General features: G+C 35.6%; 18 protein-coding genes and 1 pseudogene. 1 reads left to right on the forward strand and 18 read right to left on the reverse strand.

Annotation, left to right across the window (positions count from 1 at the left end; genetic code table 11):
- Positions 1-2: 2 nt before the first annotated feature.
- From AAHF52_RS03210 to AAHF52_RS03290, 17 genes and pseudogenes are all read right to left on the reverse strand, one after another.
- Positions 3-1,349: a phage tail tape measure protein gene (locus AAHF52_RS03210; RefSeq protein WP_342068495.1), complete on the reverse strand. Its 1,347-nt coding sequence runs from the start codon at positions 1,347-1,349 to the stop codon at positions 3-5.
- A gap of 48 nt (positions 1,350-1,397) precedes the next feature.
- Positions 1,398-2,378 (reverse strand): IS481 family transposase, encoded by a 981-nt coding sequence (locus tag AAHF52_RS03215; protein WP_019078870.1) that lies wholly within the window; start codon positions 2,376-2,378, stop codon positions 1,398-1,400.
- A 118-nt stretch (positions 2,379-2,496) separates the two neighbouring features.
- Positions 2,497-3,189, reverse strand: coding sequence for a phage tail tape measure protein (locus AAHF52_RS03220; protein ID WP_342068496.1), 693 nt, complete (start codon positions 3,187-3,189; stop codon positions 2,497-2,499).
- 112 nt (positions 3,190-3,301) lie between these two features.
- On the reverse strand, positions 3,302-3,553 hold the full coding sequence (locus AAHF52_RS03225) for a phage tail assembly protein (protein ID WP_262986631.1): 252 nt from the start codon (positions 3,551-3,553) through the stop codon (positions 3,302-3,304).
- A 118-nt stretch (positions 3,554-3,671) separates the two neighbouring features.
- Complete coding sequence (locus tag AAHF52_RS03230) at positions 3,672-4,667, reverse strand: Rpn family recombination-promoting nuclease/putative transposase (protein ID WP_264377164.1); 996 nt, start codon at positions 4,665-4,667, stop codon at positions 3,672-3,674.
- 87 nt (positions 4,668-4,754) lie between these two features.
- Positions 4,755-5,261, reverse strand: coding sequence for a phage major tail tube protein (locus tag AAHF52_RS03235; RefSeq protein ID WP_264377165.1), 507 nt, complete (start codon positions 5,259-5,261; stop codon positions 4,755-4,757).
- Positions 5,262-5,272: 11 nt separating this feature from the next.
- Positions 5,273-6,448 (reverse strand): annotated as a pseudogene (locus AAHF52_RS03240) (phage tail sheath subtilisin-like domain-containing protein).
- Complete coding sequence (locus AAHF52_RS03245) at positions 6,411-6,983, reverse strand: hypothetical protein (RefSeq protein WP_264377166.1); 573 nt, start codon at positions 6,981-6,983, stop codon at positions 6,411-6,413. Before AAHF52_RS03245 ends, AAHF52_RS03240 begins: the two are co-directional and overlap by 38 nt.
- Before the next feature lie 15 nt (positions 6,984-6,998).
- Complete coding sequence (locus AAHF52_RS03250) at positions 6,999-8,420, reverse strand: hypothetical protein (protein WP_264706857.1); 1,422 nt, start codon at positions 8,418-8,420, stop codon at positions 6,999-7,001.
- Entirely contained in the window at positions 8,417-8,611 is a 195-nt protein-coding gene (locus tag AAHF52_RS03255) for a hypothetical protein (RefSeq protein ID WP_264685152.1), read from the reverse strand. Before AAHF52_RS03255 ends, AAHF52_RS03250 begins: the two co-directional genes overlap by 4 nt.
- A gap of 4 nt (positions 8,612-8,615) precedes the next feature.
- Positions 8,616-9,803: a hypothetical protein gene (locus tag AAHF52_RS03260; RefSeq protein ID WP_264685153.1), complete on the reverse strand. Its 1,188-nt coding sequence runs from the start codon at positions 9,801-9,803 to the stop codon at positions 8,616-8,618.
- A gap of 14 nt (positions 9,804-9,817) precedes the next feature.
- Positions 9,818-11,749: a DUF4815 domain-containing protein gene (locus AAHF52_RS03265; protein ID WP_264685154.1), complete on the reverse strand. Its 1,932-nt coding sequence runs from the start codon at positions 11,747-11,749 to the stop codon at positions 9,818-9,820.
- Positions 11,750-11,755: 6 nt separating this feature from the next.
- The gene (locus tag AAHF52_RS03270) at positions 11,756-12,442 is read right to left on the reverse strand and encodes a hypothetical protein (RefSeq protein WP_342068497.1); all 687 of its coding nucleotides are present in this window, start codon (positions 12,440-12,442) and stop codon (positions 11,756-11,758) included.
- Positions 12,443-12,462: 20 nt separating this feature from the next.
- Positions 12,463-13,680 carry a phage tail protein gene (locus AAHF52_RS03275; protein ID WP_264685156.1) on the reverse strand — a complete coding sequence of 406 codons (1,218 nt, stop codon included), beginning with the start codon at positions 13,678-13,680 and terminating at the stop codon, positions 12,463-12,465.
- Between the two features lie 6 nt (positions 13,681-13,686).
- A complete protein-coding gene (locus AAHF52_RS03280; RefSeq protein ID WP_264377168.1) occupies positions 13,687-14,484 on the reverse strand; it encodes a baseplate J/gp47 family protein in 798 nt (265 codons plus the stop codon).
- Between the two features lie 9 nt (positions 14,485-14,493).
- Positions 14,494-14,829, reverse strand: coding sequence for a GPW/gp25 family protein (locus tag AAHF52_RS03285; protein ID WP_264377169.1), 336 nt, complete (start codon positions 14,827-14,829; stop codon positions 14,494-14,496).
- Between the two features lie 5 nt (positions 14,830-14,834).
- The gene (locus AAHF52_RS03290) at positions 14,835-15,044 is read right to left on the reverse strand and encodes a PAAR domain-containing protein (RefSeq protein WP_264377170.1); all 210 of its coding nucleotides are present in this window, start codon (positions 15,042-15,044) and stop codon (positions 14,835-14,837) included.
- A gap of 236 nt (positions 15,045-15,280) precedes the next feature.
- On the opposite strand from AAHF52_RS03290, the gene AAHF52_RS03295 reads away from it, so the two are divergent.
- Positions 15,281-16,240 carry an IS110 family transposase gene (locus tag AAHF52_RS03295; protein WP_264688607.1) on the forward strand — a complete coding sequence of 320 codons (960 nt, stop codon included), beginning with the start codon at positions 15,281-15,283 and terminating at the stop codon, positions 16,238-16,240.
- Between the two features lie 89 nt (positions 16,241-16,329).
- Here the strand turns inward: AAHF52_RS03295 and AAHF52_RS03300 are convergent, their stop codons facing one another.
- Positions 16,330-17,310 carry an IS481 family transposase gene (locus tag AAHF52_RS03300; protein ID WP_342068486.1) on the reverse strand — a complete coding sequence of 327 codons (981 nt, stop codon included), beginning with the start codon at positions 17,308-17,310 and terminating at the stop codon, positions 16,330-16,332.
- Positions 17,311-17,338: the final 28 nt, after the last annotated feature.

The following is a 17,338-nucleotide window of genomic DNA, read 5'->3' on the forward strand; positions in this document are numbered from 1 at the left end:
ATTTAATTTATATCGTAAAGTGCGCCACTAAATTGTTCTCTAATTCTCTCCATTACTTCATCAGCAATGCTGCGTGCATTCTGCTCAGGTCTTGAATGAATATTAATACTAAATTGCATTTTGTTCTCTATAGTCTTATTTTGTGCTGTAATGGGGTGCTTAAGAGAATCGCTGACAACGTTATTTACAGAGCTAACTTCTAATCTGGCCTCATTTTTTTTGCTCCACAGATTATTGATTGTTTTAAAAGGCTGAGTAATATTATTCCAAAATTTTCCTACCCAATCAGAAAAAGACTTCCATACAATTTTCACTGATTCCCAGATAGTAACAAAAAAGTTCTTTACTGCTTGCCATTTGGTAATTATCAAAGTTGCAGCAACAGCAAAACCACCAATAACCAGTCCCATAGGGTTGCTCATTAAGGCAATTGTCAATGCTTTAAATCCAGCAATTATTGCTGGAAAAACTGCAGAAAGACCTATTTTTACCAAAGTAATAACAGATCCAAACACTTTCCAAGTAAACAAAAGAGCGAATAAGGAACCTTTTACAAAAGTCCAAGCATAGCCAAGAGATATAGCTGCTATTTTAATGCTAATCAACGCTGTAGTAGTACTCATGATTACTGTAGTCAGTACTCTATACTCCTTGGCATAAAGTGCTACTTGTGTAGTTGCTGACCTCAGAAGATTAACAGTAAAATTTAAAGGTGGTAATAATACATAACCAAGATTCATTCCTACTTCTGCTATTGAATTCTTAAGTAGCTGAAGATTATTTGCTTTAGTATTTGCTCTATTTTCAAACTCTCTTTGCATTGAGCCATGATATTCTTCGTTTATTAATCGCAAAGATTTTCTATATTCATCTAGACTACCAGTAAGTAGCGCTATATCATCCTGATATTCAAGACCAAAGAGGTCAAAGAGAACGCTAGAACGTTCTTGCTTATCTAATTTTGCAACTGTTTCTAAAAATTTAACTAATGTACCTTGTGCATTCTTACCGATTGCTTTCTCAAACTCCTGAGCGTTTATTTTTAGCACTTGAAACGCTTTTTGAAAATTGCCACCTTGTTTACTTGCTGTTTGTAGTTTGCTAAGCATGGCATTGATTGCTGTTCCTGCCTTTTCAGGAGCTTTACCAAGACTAATAAAGCTGCTTGCTAAAGCTCCTGCCTCCACTGCAGTTAAGCCAAATTGCCTTGCTGTACCACCAATTCTGTTTAGCGTCGGAACAATTTCCTTGGCCTTTGCTGCAGTGTTATCAGAGATATGGTTTATCGCATCACCAACGCTTTTCATTTCACCAATTTCAATTTGGTAAATATTAGATGTGTGATTCATATAGGTCATAACAACTGATTTGTCAGATTAAGTCTGAATTTTAAATAGTTAAGTAACGTTGTGTTTTTGAATTGACTTTAATCTTTGATCATGCTTGTAATTTTGCATGACAAAAGGCTCCTTTGACGGAATGTAATTTTTTTGCACTTCACTTAAACAAGGAATTGTACTTTCTAGCTCTTTATATTTTTCCCATGGAGTTTTCCCTTGAAGAGAGCTATGAGGACGTTGTCTATTATAATGGTTTTCCCAATCTCTGAGTTTAATTTGTAGGTCAGGATCCTTGATGTTAACACTACTGTAAAATTCATCTAAATCTGTACGCTGAGCTCTTTCCACTTTACCGTTTAAATGCGGGGAAAATGGCTTGATAGGACGAAATTTGATTTTCCATTTTTTCAAATATTCTTGCACCCCATAAGCAAAAAATTCCTGTCCTCTATCGGTTTGAATTCTTTGACAATGAAATGGCATTTTTTCTCTTAGTTGTTCAAGAAAATCTAGAGTGTTTTCTGCAGTACGTCTTGGGTACAATGTAACAACTTTATAACGTGTACAATCATCTATAGCGGTATACTGATAAAGTCCAGAAGCTATTTTGCATACATCCATCTGTATACGTTCTCCTGGTACTTTACAGTTGTAACGCTTTATTTGTTTGCGGTAATGACGTTTAATACGTAAAAGACTTACATCATATTTTTTGAAAACTTTGTGTATAGTAGCCAATGAAAAAGAGAGATCATGTAAACGTTTCAATTCAGTTTGAATACGTCTTGCTCCTAATTTTCTAGTTTTTCTTAAGTGGAGAATAAGTTGATCACTAGATATATTGGTTTTTTGTAAAGGTGAGGTTTTAGGCCTGCTACTAAGATTTTCTAATCCTTTTTCACCAAACTCCTTGTAACGTTTACACCATTTGCGTAAGGTAAAGCGTGAAATATTATAGTGCTGACATACTCTTCCTGCATGACCTAATTTTTTATATAGGTTTACCCAATTCAGGCGTAGCTTAACTTTAGAGTCCATTTACTTGCGGCTTTTATTGTTGATATACTTCCCACCATAATTGTAATAAGGTATATAAACTATCACAAGTACAAATTTCTATTTGATCTTACATTTTTATTGTAATAACCTATATGAATCACACAGCTGCAGATAGCGGAATTGTTCGTGACATTGCCTTTAATGTTTCCCCAAGCTTTGTTAACCCATTTACATCTTTATCTTCAAATTTTACAACTTTTTTTACATCAGCCATAGCACTCTCAAAACTAATTGCAGCTTTAAGTGGTGCTGCAAGGGTGAGTCCAAGTGTTACAGCATCTATCATTTGAGCTTTGAAATTTACTCTTTGCGCTAGAACTCCTTTACGTTTTTGCATTACGGAATTTAAAGCCGTATAGTTATTTTTAAGCTTTTCAATAGAAGAGCCAAGTTTAGCTTGATCTCCAATAAGAGATTTTATGTCTCTACCACTTTTACTGAACTCCGTGCGTAAATGGTGAAGAGCACTTCTTTTTTGTAAATAAGCCGTTTTAGCTTTCAGTGCTGCAGCTTTAGATCTTGTAAATTCATTTTGCAGATTCTTACTTGGTTCTTCTGCGTTTTTTATCTGCTGAGCAAGAGATTTTGTTTTTATTTCGAGTTCATTCCAAGAACGCCGAGCAAGCAGAGCATCGTGGCTTAATTGTTTAAACTTGGATACTGATTTACTTGATGATTCAAGTTGTTTTATCGTACTACCAATACGAGAAAGTTGCTTCGTGCTACCTGCTATCGTACTATTAAAACTGCTTTGCAGTGTTGCTCCAATTACTATAGAAATTGCTTTCATTTGTATAACTTTTTGCTACTTTCAAACCACGTAATAAATTCTTTAATATCCATATCAAGCCACTGATTGATTCCACCACCAACCATTGAGCTAAGCGACAATATGCTCAGCCTCAAGTCTTCTGCTGAGACAAAAAACCTTGTAACGCTTCTTGAATCTTACTGTAGTCTGCAAGATCAAGTTCTTCTACTGCTTCTCTTGAAATACTTGCAAGATTTGCAATTAGTGCTACTTCTTTCTCTGCATCGTTATTACTCATACGTTCAACAGCTAAACGATCTCGCACTTTTGGACGGCGCAGAGTTAGCTCTGAGAGTAAAATTCCTTCTACTGTTATTGGGTTATTAAGTTCTACTGTTGTCATGTTTTCCCCTAAAAGTTAATTAAATAAAAACTTCATAGCTTTTACATAACTAATTTTTTTTATTACAGTTTTTGTGTTTGATTGAAGAGGCAACCTAATATAAAAGTTATAGTAGGGGTTATTTCTCTTCAACTTGAATTAATTCTTGAACTTCATCGACAGAAAGACCTGTACACTTGACAATAGTGTTAATATCAACATTATTAGTCAACATCGCTTTTGCAACTTCAATCTTTCCTTCAATCTTTCCTTCAATCTTTCCTTCAATCTTTCCTTCAATCTTTCCTTCAATCTTTCCTTCAATCTTTCCTTCAATCTTTCCTTCAATCTTTCCTTCAATCTTTCCTTTCTCTTCACCAATTTTGATTCCTTCCTCTTTAGCATCATCAAGTTTTTGAGCAAGGACAGCCTGTTCATCACGAATACGCTTGCTCTCCTGTTCATATGCTATAAACTCTTTTTCTGACCAGTTAAACCTGTTTAGCTCTTCATACGCTTTTTTGATTATTACGTCACTTCCTATTATTCTTTCCAATTCTTCTTCACTTGTTTCATCAGCGTACTTAAAAAAATACACCCACTTCTCAACTATATTTGAAAGCTGATCTTCTTTAGTTTTGGAAAATTTAGGCAATTCAATAAATACAAAATAAAAATCTTTTAGATCATGTTCATTAGTATCTTCATCGCGAATAGTGTGCTTTGATTTATACTCGGACTTATCAGGAAACAGTATACAATCTGCTATAGCAATAAAGATAATTTCCTTAAGGTCATGGTATTGATCACCTTTATCTGCTTGTCTTGAATAGGCTTTAGCAGCGTAATATTGGGCACGTTTTTCAAAGCCTTTGGTTTTAGCGACCTGCATCTCAATTATCCATTGCACTCCTGTTGAATCTTTACATAGCACATCAACAATACTTTGCTTTTTAGCGGCAATTTCAGGATCTTGAATAGTACTTAAAAACTCTATATCCTGTATTGCATTTTTGCCAGTAAAGCTCAAAATATCATTGAGGAAGTGAATGAGGATGTCTTTATTCTTTTCAGTACCAAAGATACGGCGAAATGCAATATCGTTCTTGGGGTCGAGAAATTTAGATAAAGCCATAGCAAAAATGCCTAAAAAACGTTAGTAATTATACAGTATTATCAGTAATTTTTCAATAAAAAAGTGAAAAGGCATTCGTCCATTCCATTAAATCCCTAGAATCGTTTGCAACAAAGCCATTTGATCAACACCGTTAATCTTACGGATCATATTTTCAGCATCGATTTCTATTAATTCATTACCACCTATAGTAAGTTTATAGTAATGGGCAGCTACAGTACACTTCAGCGTTGCTTTTTCAGCAGGTTTCCAACTACCAAAATCAAATTCTTTAAATATGCCCCTAAGGTTGATAATAACTCCTTCAACTTCATTACTTCCACTTCCTTGCATTCCACCACGAAGAGTTAAAGATACAGAGTTTCCATTTATCAACCCAAATAGCCGAAAGAGCTCTGTATCATATTCAGAAAGAGTGAAATCTGCTTCCAGTTTCTCCATGCCCATATCAATATTTATTGGAATATCCATACCACCAGCTCTATATTCCTCTGTTTTAATGGTGAGTTTTGGCAGAGTGATCTCATCGATACGACCAGCATAACCACGACCATCAACAAATACGTTAAAATTTCTCAGTATTTTCGGTAACACTTTGCTTTCTCCTAACTTATATTTACGAGATGAGATCTGAATATTATTTGTTCTGCCGGATATGGTGGTGTAAACTCAAAGTCAAAGTATACTTTTCCACTTGCAATATTTGCTGGTGTATTGAGCTCTGGAGTTGCATAACATTTTCCGCTGATAATAGCTCCTTGTGCTTTTAAATTGGCCAAATAAGAATTCACCCCCTCAATTACATCGTCTATATAAGTTTTGGTGATATTGCGATCAACTGCCCATAGATGAGCTCGAAGTAAACTATCGTTGATTAAATCTGCAGTTCTTCTCACTGACAGAAAAGCCCATTTCGAATCATTTGAACATGTTCTATTTCCCCAAAGCCTATAGCCATTTTGATGAATTATCGTTGTTACTTCATTTTCATTTAAATGGTTTGCTCTACAATTTGTATTACCGAGCGTAAAATCAATAGGCCTGCTTGTGCCAACAATACCGTTTATCTCTTTATTTGAAGGTGAGTACCAGAAGCCTTGCTCGCTGTCTATCTTAGCTATTAAACCAGCTACAAATGGACTCGATGGCAAGATTTCTTCTTTTCCTTCAATAAATAACTTAATCCATGGATCAACGACGTAAACTCTTGAGCTGCCGATGCTCTTTCGCCATTTTATTGCTTCTTCATCATTAGTATTTGGTCCATCTGCTACTATTATGCTTCTCAGCTTTTCTGCTATAGGAATTAATGCTGCAACCACTGGATTTTTGCCATCTTCTGGTAGTTGGTGAGTAAATTGAGGTGCAATTAATATTCTTGGAGCAACATGAACTATGCTTTCACTACTGAGGAATGCCTCTATCCCTTAATACTCTCCAGTCTCTTTATCAACACCGCCAATTATATTTTGGATAGTTTCACTTTCTTTGAGCTTTGAATCGCTGTTTTCACTTTCTTTAACTCGAATAACTACTACTGTTGCACCAATTTGGGAAAATACTCCATTTACTGCTGAAAAAAGAGTCCCCTTTTTGCCAAGTTTTACCGCTTCTTTTAAGCTTCCTGCTATCAGTACTGGCTTATTCAGTGGAAATTTTTGCTCATCTGCTTCAGGTGCAGTACCAATTACACCTATCACTGATGATTTAGCTGTACGTACTGTCTTTGCTCCTGAGGTTACCTCAATAACATTTACGCCATGTAAAAATTCTTCGGCCATTTCTTTGTATCTTTTGTTTAAAATCGTTTAGTAAGTTCTCTACACTTTTGGCTTCTGCAATTTTCTTCTTGGTAATGTCTTCCAACTCTTCACATTTAATTATTTCTTTTACTGCTTTTTTTGCTTTTTCTTCAATTATTCTTGCCATTTCAATAACTGTAATACCACGGACTTTTGCTAATGGTTCTATAATTTCTGTATCCTTTTTACTTATAGACTCTGGTGCTGCTAGAATGCTTTTTGCGGCTTTTTCTTGTATTTGATACGATTTAGCTTTTTGGTGAGAATTTCCAGCGTATTCGTTAGTATAGTTATTAAAATAAAAACGAAGTGCAGAAAGTTTCGCATTTTCCAATAACTCCAGCTCAATATCTTCCTTATTCCTTTCAACAATTTTCTCTCCTTCTGTTAAACAATAACTTTTTTGCCAGTCAAAATTCTTTGGTGCTTCATACCAATCATTTCCAGTTGGCTTGTTTTCAAGTGTTGTTGTTTCAATCTGCTTGTGGTTTTCAAAATGAATATAAATTGACATTGGTTTTCTCCGTTTTTAATTCCAAATTTTATGAGTGGCATCTAATCCTGGGCATTGCCAAGCTCTTAGCGTTCTCTCTACGTCCACCTCAAGTCCTACAGTCAAAAAGTTGCTACGTATGTTATAAATCCCCCACTGAATAAATTGACCATAGTTGTATACATAATTTGATGCAAGCATACCTTGACTGACTTGTGTTCTGGAACATAGGTAAGATGATGTGTAAAGTAATGTTGCAACTGTTTTTCCTGCTGGAATTTCCACATTACCAGATCCAACTAACTTGCTATCAGAACTCGTGTATTGGTAAACATTTTTCCATATTATTCTTGAAATACTTGATTTATTAGAATTGGTATTATCTGGTGTTCCCACAAATAGTCCTGCACCCCCATACTCCGTACTAGAATATGATGATCCAACAAATTCTATTGTTTTATTTATGTTCACATTGGTTGTATTTTTTACAAATACTACTCCAAGTGCAGCATATGGGTAATAGTATATCTCATCATAACTACCCGAAAAGCTTTTTGTGCATAACTCTCCGTAAATAAATGTTCCCTTGCTTCCCTCTATAAAACTTAGTTGTCTTGGCCGATAAAAACTAACGTAATCTGTATTGTACGTATGGCTACCTGCTAGTAGTTGTAACATATAGTCAGTTTTTGTTATATCACTACTCCACTTTCCAAGCTCTGTCGTAAAAGTTCCGTGGCCAAAATAATTATTTTTTCTGCCAAGTACACCAAATAGGAAAGGTAATGACCCTGGTTCAACCATGTTGCGCTTTCTTATTTCATTTATAAGAGACGCTTTTAACTGTTCATCCCGAGTTTTTACCTCATTAGAGATGTTTTCAATTCGAGTTTCTATTTCTCCTATAATTGATGAGCCAGGTGGTACATTATTAACAGCACGAAAATCTTCTACTAAACCTTTAAGACCATCTTTATGACTGTTACTAATGCTATTTATTGCTGCAATATTGGCATTCTTTCTCGTATCAAGTAGCGATAAATTTGTTGTCCCTTTTTCATCAATTCTCTTTAATAACTGCTTCTCTGATTCAGAGATCACTGCTAAAGAACTAGCTTTTTTATTATCCAGATCAGTTAAGTGTTTTTTTGCACTATCAAGAAGTTCTTTTAGCTTACCATCTGTCATCTGCACAATTTCAGAAACCGCACTTTTGTCGACTATTGATTCCAATGCTTTAGCAAGATATGCTAATTGATCTGGAGTACTGTTTTCTGCTAAATCCTTAAGTCTTTTTTGTAGTGCATCAATTATTCCTTTTACTTCAGTCATCTGCACAACGTTGGAAATAGCTTTTTTATCTGCTATCAATTCCAGCGATTTTGCAAGATATGCCAGTTGATCAGCTGTGCTACTTACTGCTAAATCCTTTATCCTTTGGTATATTGCTTCTTTCATTCCCAAAAATTCAAAAAAGTTTCAAATCTAAATCGTTCAAAATTACTTTTCAGTTGATTATGTTTATTTTCTCTCTCACTCATATCTTCATCTATTTTCTCAATTGTGGTACGAATACGTACTACATCTTCCACTGCAATGTTTTCTGGATGAGGTAGTGGATACCCTCTACTCGTTTTATCATTTGACATTCTTCTATGTAACAATGATTCGTAGATTTTTGACTTTAGGACGATAGATAACTGTTCCACTTAAAACTAATTTTATCCTTGTCTCATTGCCATTAAAGTTTGTCAGCACATGAGTTCTCTCTACCCAATTTTCTCCAATTGGTTTTCCTGATGTTAAATTTACTAATTGCCATTCTCCCACGTTTTTCTCTACATAAGTTTTAATGTCTGCAGTGCCAGGTATTAGCGCATCATATGTTATGGTAATTTTAGTGTTAGCTCCTGCTGTAATGCTTCTTGTAACATAATCTCCTTTTTCCCCTATATTACCCATAACTAGCTGTAACCCAGGATATAGCACTGGACTTTTTTCTTTTGACCCTTTTAAATTTGCCTTTACTGTTAACTCTCCAGATAGTCTTTCACGCAGCGCGAGCGACAAGTTATCAGATAGAAAATTTTCTTTTCCCTCTTCATCTATCAGAATAAATTCTACATTGGTATCAAATGCTACTTTTTCGACGTTCGTCAAAACAATTAAATCTGAAGTATTGTTTGCAGTAACTTTACCAAGATCAATAACGTGAGAATTTTCAGTGAACTTCGCTGCTAAAAGCCTAAAAGTTAGATCTAAATTTTGATGTGGTGTCCAAGTACTTGCGTTGCTAGATGAAAGTAATACTCCTACTTGATATGGCTGACTTGTTACCCAACGGCTATTTACTGCATCATATTTGCCAAGTTCTGCTATCTTTACTGCAGTACCAGGATCATCAGTAAGCAGTACTATTGAATACTCCTCTCCTGCATGGCAAAACACTGGTGACCACTCTATACGTGTTGCTGTGCCATCTATCTTTATATCTTTTGGCTCAATATAACTTTCAGCAATGACAGTCTGCGAGGGCATTCCCACTGCTGTTTCTCTAATCTGCACAACAACACGTTTTTTGCCGCTATTTGTGAACCATAAATCTAGACCCCCTATGTGTCTGCTCTCATTTAAAGTAAATGTTTGTGCTAAAGGATCAACTCGTCTTGCTGCGATCACTCTTCTTCTTTCTTCTATGGTAATTGTTTTTTTACCAGTATAAGTTGCTTCTCCATAGCTTCCTTTATTCCCATAAAATTGCACCAATTTAGTACCTGCTGGAATGTTTGCTGGGATTTTTATTTTTCCCTTTAATTTTCCCTGATTGTTAGCTGTTAACATTTGGTTTTCCAGTTTTAAGTTATAGGTTGAATGTTTATTCCGTCAAATTTTATCTCTTTAAGCTTCTCATTTGGCTCAAAACCTTCAATTTCAAAATTCTGTATTGCTTCTCTCATAAATTCAGTTTCATAAGAATTACTTGATAATAGCTCTGTGGTCTCTCTAGTATTAAATTCTCTAGTTACTGGACTTTTCCAATTTGTTTTTACCTCCGTCCAGTGATCAATGTTTTTATTTATGGTAACTTTTGCGGTTATTTTATCAAAAGCTTGATACGGATTAATTTTTTCACTTTTAGTCTGTAAAAGCTGTTCTAATACCGGCTCAAGTTCATACGGTAAAAGATAAGGTTTTGTGCTCTTTTCAACATCAATAATTTCTACGTCTATCGGTAAAATTAGTTCCTTATTTACTATCGCTGCAGACTGCGAAACTCCTTGATCACGCATATCATCGTCAAAGAACGAATCTACAAACACTCCTTTTTTCGTTGTAGGTTCTCTTGAATTTGCATCATTGCGTAGACGTTCCTCTGCAACCAGCGCATAAAGATCATTTATTCCTTTTTTCATTGCTTCAAGCTCATTCATCGGTACAGCATGAACAGCATTATTCACTATTTTCACCCCTTCTTTTTCTCCGTTTTTCCACGTCTGATGAATGTAGCAGAGCAAAAGTTGTCCAGAGGGCGCTTTAGGCATCGATGGTCGCCAAGAATGGGAAATTCCTTTTATTCTCCTTACCACCCCTTTGCTATCGATAGTAATTAAATCAAAGCGGGGCATTTTCCAGGTGTAATCAATCAGAACCAAGCTGTTATCAACTGCTCCTTTTACTTTGCATCCCTCTTCACTTATATCTTCAGGACTTACATGAGTACGACAGCGATAGGTTATCAGGTAACTACTCCCAGGAGCTGGTTCTTTGCCAGGTAATGACCAATCAACGTTTCCTGCATTTAACTTATAGTCTGTACTATTTTCATAAATAACATTGCCTTGTTTAACTTGAATAATCTCAAGTACTGCAGAGTCAGGTATCGGATCAACAGCTCCTGAGTATGAACCATGAGTAACAGTAGTGGTTTTCTGAACAGTTATATCTACTTTTTTGATTTCACTTATTGGAAAATCATTAACTTTAAGTTCCATTACTCTTTGGCTATTCGGCTGAAAAGTATGTGGTTCTGATTCAACTGATTTTATATTCGGATCTTGATCAAAAGAAACACGAATACTATGAGGTAACTCAATCTCATAGCCATCAACATGAGCTTTTCCCTCATTAATCACGAATACTTGTTTTTTGCCCTCTTCTTCCTTTTGCAAAAACATTACTTCAAGGCCATTTACAACGTAGGAACCATTAGCTTCTTTGTCATAACGAGCAAGAGCAGTAGTTACTATGTTTGCTTGTGGTGGTGGTGAATGTTCTATTAATACTCCATTTTCAATGTTATAGATTGGATAAAACTCTCCTGCAGAAAAACGTGGAGAAAGACCTTCTGCTTGATAACCCCAAATGGTGGAAACTTTAAGCCTTGCAGCTCCTACTTCTTGATAATTACGTGTACCAACAGCAGGATCACGAAGATTTTCGTCCTCAAGTTCTGTAATCGTAGATTCTAGATAATAAACACCTATACGAACTGTGGTACTCAGTGGAATAACAAACTCTTTTGCCTCTACCTTTCTCACCGCTCCACGAAGATAGATTTTTCCTCCTTCAAGTGTAACTTTACCAGTTTCTCTATCTATAATACAATTGCTTCCTGTTATAACATCACCATCACGAAATATTGCATCACCTATGCCTTTAAGCTTAGAAAGAGCATACTCCTGAGTCTCGTTTAATTCTGCAGATTGTAGACCTCTTCCTGCCAGGAACAAACTTTTTTCGTATTCTTTGTCAGGATTAAAGCGGTTATAATAACTATTTAAGGTCATTTTGTTTCAAAAAGTTACAACAAATGAAAAAGTTTCCCGAGTTGCAGATGTTCTGATAAGTGGCACAGTGTGTTCTAAAACTAACAAAATTCCCGGATTTTCCACGTCTTTTGGCTCAAAATATCTCTGCCCAGATGACACTTTTTCCTTTACCTTTGTACCAACCATAACTCCGAGCTCCCTTATTACTTGATTTGCTGCGTCCGTGAAATCGAAAGTAAATTTAAGATAGAGATTATTAGTTGGTACATTAGAGGGTTTAAACCTACCTGTGGGAGTTAGAAGCTCTCCATCATCATCATCAGTACAAAAGAGTATCTCATCAACAACACGACGTCCAACTTCCTTAATTAATGTTGCAGAAGTAATTAGTTCCGGTGGTGTGTCTTGAGTGTACTCTATAGTGATTACGCTATCTGCTATAATTGCACCATTTTCTACACGCTCAATAGTGCCTGAGCTACTATCAACTATATAATCTATGCTTGACTGATAAATTGTTTGCCCTGTATAAACTTTTACATCTTTAATAGTGTGGTGATCTAAACTTATCTTGCCGCCTGCTGCAAAAGTTTTTTCAACTTTGTAGCTGCTTTCCCAGGTAGAATCTCCAGATCCCCAAGCAAGATGTATCGGTTGCTCTTTTATGCTCGCAGCAATAGCTGCTCTGCCTGATTGTGTGAGTACTGACATAGTTGATTGTGCAGTTGATATTATGTATATACAAGATCCGTAGAAAAAACGTCCAATTTTTTTGCAATAATAGGATCAAAATCTTTCCAAGGGCGATTTAAGTGGCGATGTTCATGCCAAGTAACCATACCTGAATAGAATGCTGCTACGTAATTTTCTAGCTCATGAATGGGATCTTTCTGTTTTGAATCTGAATCATTTTGACAATCAACATGATATTCCACTAAATTAGACTCTATTATTTTTTGATCAGTAAAATTCTTCGCTTCATAGTAATAAGTTATACTAAATCGCTCTAAAATTGGTGTACGTTGAAAATTCCAAATCTGCTCAGAAAGTTTATCTTCACTTAAGTGAAGTGTATGCTCTATTTCTTCATAAGTAGTTGATGCAAAACAAGCATTGATATCCCCTAAATTCCAACTATCTGACAATACTATTAATGCTTTAGCACACTTAATTTCTGGCAATAAACTCTGTGGTAGAGGATATAGTGCTTCTAAGTTGTACCACTCATGATTTCTTTCATATGTACCGTTGTAATTCTTCGTGTGAGGCTCTTTCTCTCCTAATGTTGCAACATCTAACCTATATAAATCATTACTGTAACTTCTATCATAATGTGATCTAAAAGTGCCAAATTTAAATCTTGGATTTCCTATTTTCAGCTCAAATGAGTTTTTTCTTCCAAACGATAATACTGGTCCTTCTTTTGCTATTTTTACACCTGAGTAGTCTGAAAGAAGATCTCCAAAAATACTTTCATCTAACATAAATCGCTGAGCATTATAATAGTCATTGAATATTCGCATTAATCGAGATCTTGCCGGTGCAGAAAGTTTTGCCAGAGCAATTACACTATCGACAAAAAAGTCATTAGGAACATCAGAGATGCCAATTTGAAATTCAGCAAAATGCTCTCCTGGTGGTTCTTCTTGAATGGTAATATTATCAATGTTTGCCCACTTCAGCGCCATCTTCAGTGACTGTGGTGTACCGCGCAAACGTTGAAATCTTATTCCGTTTTGCTTAGCTGAGACCCATTCTTTTAATGCACTCTTAGTAGCTTTCTTACCCCAGGATAAAATTTCTCCCAAGCCGTATTCCGCTACTAGCCACGGCAACATTTCAGTCTGTGGGTTAATTTTAAATCCCCGTAGAGAATTTGCATCAAAAGAATAATTAATTATGTCTGTAAGTATTTGCTCTTGCTTTGAAGCATTTGGAGGAAGTATCACCAATTTTTACCTAACACTTAAATTATTTAAAGTAACGCATTCATTATCTCGCACGACGATGTCTTCTATCGGCTCTGTAAGCTCTATATTCTGCATACCTTCTATAAAGAGGTGGGCAATAATCCATGATCTGGTAACATTCCACCCTAAACCTTTAGCAGATTCAAGATCTTTGATAAATTGTTCCTTTGCAGCTTCGATAACATCTTTGGATGCAGTAGGGTAAATATGCACTTTAGCATGAATAGTAATGGGAATAATACCACAGCCAATAACTGTAAGCGTATCTGTTAATACACGAATATCATCGCGAATAACGTGATTTCTGACGATCTCTAGCAATTCTTCTGAAGGTACTCCATCATTTTCTGTGGAAAATATTGAAATCTGTACACTTCCTGGTATAGTTGATACCACTTGCGCATCTTTTACTCTTGTGTCAGCAGATAATGCATGATAACGATAATGCTCTTTGCTTCCTGCTGTTGACCAACCAACAATTTTGGCTTTTACCCGCTTTCTTAAGGATTCATCATTCTCTGACTCCTTTCTCAGCACACCATAAAATTCAGCCAAGTGATCAAGGTCATTACCTCTTGCAAAAGCAAGTAAATTTGCCTGTGCTGCATCATTAATCCTTTGCCTAAGAAGTAGTTCACGCCAGGCTGCCACTTCCAGGATTTTTATTGCTGGATCACTCTCAGTTAGCGCAGAAAAACTTGCATCTCGACGCATTAACTCTTCTTTCATTCGCGAAAGGATTTCCTCAAATTTTAATGTTTCGACAATATTTGGTGTTTTCATTCTACTGCCTTATACTATAATACCATCAAGGCGGATCGGCTCTCCATTTGGTAGATAGGTTCCTTCTAAAATGAGAGTTACTTTGCCTTCTTTAATTTCTGTTACTTGTACACGTTTAAGCTTAAATCGACGCTCCCACTTTTCCAGTGCTTCTGCAACTGCTGCATAAAGTTCTTGTGCAAAACCAGGTACAATTGGATGATCAATCAGCTCAAATAATCTTGATCCGTAATCTCGGCGCATAACACGAGTACCAATTGGTGTAGTTAAAATATCAACTATTGATTGTTTTAAATGCTCTATACCACTGATTCTTTTGCCAGTTTCAGAACTCATACCACGCATATTATTTACCCTGCAAAGACATTGTTACTTCCTTGTTCTGCTATTGCTCCACAGGAAATTAGGTCACCAGTACGAGCAATCGCTTTGCCATTTGCAAACACTGCTTTCGACCCTTGAGTCATTACTTTTCCTTCACTCAAACTATCTCCTTGCCTACAGACAGGTCTTCCGTTTATAAATACATCTCTGCTTCCACTTATACAAAAATGCGGCAATGCTTCTTCACAGTGATCTTATATGTTAAAAACAAGTCTTTATAAGTATTAAGAAGTAGTAATATAAAGATGTATAGAGAAGAGGAACCGTCATAGATCTTGGTCATAAGGGACCGTATTGGAGCAAGGTTCTCTTCTCTGTTTATATACTGAATAGTTCCGAACAACTGATTGAGTTTTTAGGCTCGTATATAAGGGTGGAAAATGCAGTATTATATTATTCTTACGGAGGAATTATGAATTCATCAAATATCATTGCTGGCATTGATGTTAGCAAAAATAAGCTAGATATCCACATTCATCCACTTGGACATTATAAAGTATTTGAAAATGACGTTCAAGCTATTGATCAAATACTCGACTTTTTACGTTTGCATAATGTAACCAAAGTTGGACTTGAAGCAACTGGTGGGTACGAAAAATTATGTGCTTATACTTTACTAAGCCATGGTTTCGAAGTATATGTTATTCAACCTAGATGGGTTAGAGATTATGCAAAAAGCCTTGGTATCGCTACTAAAACTGATAAAATAGACTGCAGCATCATCTCACGTTATATCAATAATACAGATATGCGTGTTACTCCTTTAAAGGTTAGTAATATTGACAGTTTGAAGCAAAAGTTATCTCGCAGAAATCAATTAGTGGAAATGGCAAAAATACAAAAAACTCAAGCTCATCAAGTAACTGATATATCCATAATCAAACAAATGGAAGAACTACTTGCCATTTTGCAAAGTCAAATTCAAGTTTTAGAAGACGAGATGATAACATTGATTGAGCAAAGTCAAGAGCTTAAAGAAAAATACATATCAATAACTAGTATGCCAGGAGCAGGTAGAATCTTAGCTATTACTATGATCTGTTATCTACCAGAATTAGGAACTCTCCGACATAAAGAAATATCTAGCCTTTCTGGAGTTGCACCTTTTAATCGAGATAGTGGTTTTAGTAAAGGAAAAAGATGTATTCAAGGTGGTAGATCACAGATTAGAACAGTTTTACATATGTGTGTTCTTAGTGCACAAAAGTACAATTCTTATATAAGAATCTTCTTTGATAGGCTATACGATCAATACAAAAAACCATATAAAGTTGCTTCTACTGCTGCCATGAGAAAATTACTTATCCTTGCTAACTCTTTAATCAGAGATGGCAGGGTTTTTACTGAGGAATATAGCCCTAAAGCTGCTTAGATTGAAAATTAGTGTAGTTGTGGATAAGTTGTGTGATTCATATAGGTCATAACAACTGATTTGTCAGATTAAGTCTGAATTTTAAATAGTTAAGTAACGTTGTGTTTTTGAATTGACTTTAATCTTTGATCATGCTTGTAATTTTGCATGACAAAAGGCTCCTTTGACGGAATGTAATTTTTTTGCACTTCACTTAAACAAGGAATTGTACTTTCTAGCTCTTTATATTTTTCCCATGGAGTTTTCCCTTGAAGAGAGCTATGAGGACGTTGTCTATTATAATGGTTTTCCCAATCTCTGAGTTTAATTTGTAGGTCAGGATCCTTGATGTTAACACTACTGTAAAATTCATCTAAATCTGTACGCTGAGCTCTTTCCACTTTACCGTTTAAATGCGGGGAAAATGGCTTGATAGGACGAAATTTGATTTTCCATTTTTTCAAATATTCTTGCACCCTATAAGCAAAAAATTCCTGTCCTCTATCGGTTTGAATTCTTTGACAATGAAATGGCATTTTTTCTCTTAGTTGTTCAAGAAAATCTAGAGTGTTTTCTGCAGTACGTCTTGGGTACAATGTAACAACTTTATAACGTGTACAATCATCTATAGCGGTATACTGATAAAGTCCAGAAGCTATTTTGCATACATCCATCTGTATACGTTCTCCTGGTACTTTACAGTTGTAACGCTTTATTTGTTTGCGGTAATGACGTTTAATACGTAAAAGACTTACATCATATTTTTTGAAAACTTTGTGTATAGTAGCCAATGAAAAAGAGAGATCATGTAAACGTTTCAATTCAGTTTGAATACGTCTTGCTCCTAATTTTCTAGTTTTTCTTAAGTGGAGAATAAGTTGATCACTAGATATATTGGTTTTTTGTAAAGGTGAGGTTTTAGGCCTGCTACTAAGATTTTCTAATCCTTTTTCACCAAACTCCTTGTAACGTTTACACCATTTGCGTAAGGTAAAGCGTGAAATATTATAGTGCTGACATACTCTTCCTGCATGACCTAATTTTTTATATAGGTTTACCCAATTCAGGCGTAGCTTAACTTTAGAGTCCATTTACTTGCGGCTTTTATTGTTGATATAC

Source organism: Wolbachia endosymbiont (group B) of Melanargia galathea (assembly GCF_964030625.1).
Lineage (GTDB): Bacteria > Pseudomonadota > Alphaproteobacteria > Rickettsiales > Anaplasmataceae > Wolbachia.

Excerpts from the sequence above, each read along its gene's own strand:
- AAHF52_RS03245 (WP_264377166.1), bottom strand. The coding sequence starts at position 6,983 with ATGTCAATTTATATTCATTTTGAAAACCACAAGCAGATTGAAACAACA.
- AAHF52_RS03285 (WP_264377169.1), bottom strand. The coding sequence starts at position 14,829 with ATGCGTGGTATGAGTTCTGAAACTGGCAAAAGAATCAGTGGTATAGAG.
- AAHF52_RS03280 (WP_264377168.1), bottom strand. The coding sequence starts at position 14,484 with ATGAAAACACCAAATATTGTCGAAACATTAAAATTTGAGGAAATCCTT.
- AAHF52_RS03300 (WP_342068486.1), bottom strand. The coding sequence starts at position 17,310 with ATGGACTCTAAAGTTAAGCTACGCCTGAATTGGGTAAACCTATATAAA.
- AAHF52_RS03250 (WP_264706857.1), bottom strand. The coding sequence starts at position 8,420 with ATGAAAGAAGCAATATACCAAAGGATAAAGGATTTAGCAGTAAGTAGC.
- AAHF52_RS03265 (WP_264685154.1), bottom strand. The coding sequence starts at position 11,749 with ATGACCTTAAATAGTTATTATAACCGCTTTAATCCTGACAAAGAATAC.
- AAHF52_RS03215 (WP_019078870.1), bottom strand. The coding sequence starts at position 2,378 with ATGGACTCTAAAGTTAAGCTACGCCTGAATTGGGTAAACCTATATAAA.
- AAHF52_RS03225 (WP_262986631.1), bottom strand. The coding sequence starts at position 3,553 with ATGACAACAGTAGAACTTAATAACCCAATAACAGTAGAAGGAATTTTA.
- AAHF52_RS03260 (WP_264685153.1), bottom strand. The coding sequence starts at position 9,803 with ATGTTAACAGCTAACAATCAGGGAAAATTAAAGGGAAAAATAAAAATC.
- AAHF52_RS03210 (WP_342068495.1), bottom strand. The coding sequence starts at position 1,349 with ATGAATCACACATCTAATATTTACCAAATTGAAATTGGTGAAATGAAA.
- AAHF52_RS03230 (WP_264377164.1), bottom strand. The coding sequence starts at position 4,667 with ATGGCTTTATCTAAATTTCTCGACCCCAAGAACGATATTGCATTTCGC.
- AAHF52_RS03220 (WP_342068496.1), bottom strand. The coding sequence starts at position 3,189 with ATGAAAGCAATTTCTATAGTAATTGGAGCAACACTGCAAAGCAGTTTT.
- AAHF52_RS03295 (WP_264688607.1), top strand. The coding sequence starts at position 15,281 with ATGAATTCATCAAATATCATTGCTGGCATTGATGTTAGCAAAAATAAG.
- AAHF52_RS03255 (WP_264685152.1), bottom strand. The coding sequence starts at position 8,611 with ATGTCAAATGATAAAACGAGTAGAGGGTATCCACTACCTCATCCAGAA.
- AAHF52_RS03270 (WP_342068497.1), bottom strand. The coding sequence starts at position 12,442 with ATGTCAGTACTCACACAATCAGGCAGAGCAGCTATTGCTGCGAGCATA.